The sequence below is a fragment of the Pseudomonas sp. AGC41 genome, assembly GCF_057334555.1.
In genome coordinates, this window is the sequence record NZ_JBHFJB010000150.1 from 1 (window position 1) to 1,786 (window position 1,786).

Consider the following 1,786-nt stretch of genomic DNA (forward strand, 5'->3'; position numbering starts at 1 on the left):
CTGTTCAAACTGTCCAAAGCCAAGTACCACGACCGCCGCGAAGCCGGGCCGATGTGGAACAAGCTGGAGCGGGCCAAGCTCGATGAGCAGTACGGCTGCGGCTACACCATCTACGGCTGGGACGGTGATGTGCTGGCCTTTGAGAGCCGCAACAACGAGAAGAGCGAACGACTGACCCACTACTTTTTTGAACCGGGTAGTTTTGTGCCGGTGGCGCAGGCGGTGGAGCAACGCAGCATCCAACTGCTGCCCGAGCCGGTCTATGAAGGCACTTACGACATCGATCGTGACCCGGTGTGGCAGCACAAGCCTAAGCCTGTGAGCTTCAGCGCCGTGGCGTGGTACCAATGCGACCACCTTGGCACGCCGATGGAGTTGACCGACGAGCACGGCGACATCGCCTGGGCTGGGGTCTACAAAGCCTGGGGCTTGGCCAAGGAACAGCGCAGCGACACCGCCAACCGCGCGGATATCCGCAATCCGTTGCGCTTTCAGGGGCAGTACTTTGATGTGGAAACCGGGCTGCACTACAACCGCTATCGGTACTATGATCCGCAGACCGGGAGGTTTATTGGCAGGGATCCGATCGGGTTTGCGGGCGGACTCAATGTTTATGCCTATGCACCAAACCCGGTGGAGTGGACTGATCCGCTAGGGTTGAAGGATGAGCCATTAGCACCGGGAAGTGAAAAAAATCCGCTCGCCACTTCTAGGGCCGCTCGACGTGAATCTATGAGACAAGCAGGAATACCCACGAGCCAACAACCGATTAGTCAGTCAAAAAATAAATCTGGATGGGAGTATCGCTATGAAACACCTCAACCTGGAGGCGGTAAGGGACTTGCATCAGTACAACAACAAACGATGGATGTTAGTCATCCGGACAAACCCCATTGGGAATCTGGAAAAGTCAAACTTGATGACGACGGAAATCCAAGAATGAGCAGGCACGGACGACCGCAGATTCGTAATGGCAAAGGAAAAGCCTTCTATGAAAAGGAGTGTTGCTCATGAATATCCCCCCTTACGAAAGAGAGTTATTTTTTAGAAAAGCTCAAGGAAACAAGCTACTAGAGAAATTTGAAAAAAAAATAAATAGCATTTTTTTGAATGAATACCGAGAGGAGTCTCGAAAAAGCCTCCCTGAAACGGACCAAATTATTGAGAATCTCAGATCAATGCAGCCAACTCACTGTATAGAGAGAACTTATGATTCTCTTGATGAGTGCTTTAACTTCATTGCAACTCGGCTTGCACAAAAAGACTTCTACGCACTAATTGATGAAGACTGGAAATACTGCGGAGCTGTACTGATAGAATCAGACACCAAATTAAATAATAACTTTAATTTTAATGAAAGCACTAGCGACGAAATAAGATTTATTGCAGTAGACTTTTCCTCCCAAATATCTGTGGACTACTTCCAGGACTCTGACAATCATTTATATGAGTGCTCTATAAAAGAATACGCAACACCAGAGAAGGCACCTTCAACGCCCTGAATTAAAAAGAAGAATGTGCATGAACCTAATCATTAGGCTCGGGGACACCACCAACCACGGCGGCGTTGTCACCGAATCCATCCCCCACACCAACCTCAACGGCAAGCCCATGGCCGGTAAAGGCCACATGGTGATGTGCCCCTTATGCAAAGGCCCCTTCCCGATCGCCGAAGGCAGCAGCACCTATTCCGTCAACGGCATTCCCGTGGCGTTGGATGGCATGAAGACCACCTGCGGCGCGACCCTGATCGCCAGCGGCTCACGCGGCTCCGTTCACCGCTGAC

The 1,786-nt window shown here is 51.0% G+C and carries 3 protein-coding genes; all 3 read left to right on the plus strand.

The window, feature by feature from the left end:
- A partial coding sequence (locus tag ACE04F_RS24615; protein ID WP_486110302.1) for an RHS repeat domain-containing protein occupies window positions 1–1,014 on the plus strand: 1,014 nt, incomplete at its 5' end.
- On the plus strand, window positions 1,011–1,502 hold the full coding sequence (locus ACE04F_RS24620; RefSeq protein ID WP_486110303.1) for a hypothetical protein: 492 nt from the start codon (window positions 1,011–1,013) through the stop codon (window positions 1,500–1,502). The genes ACE04F_RS24615 and ACE04F_RS24620, both read left to right, overlap by 4 nt.
- A gap of 19 nt (window positions 1,503–1,521) precedes the next feature.
- The gene (locus ACE04F_RS24625) at window positions 1,522–1,785 is read left to right on the plus strand and encodes a PAAR domain-containing protein (protein ID WP_339493165.1); all 264 of its coding nucleotides are present in this window, start codon (window positions 1,522–1,524) and stop codon (window positions 1,783–1,785) included.
- Window position 1,786 lies beyond the last annotated feature (1 nt).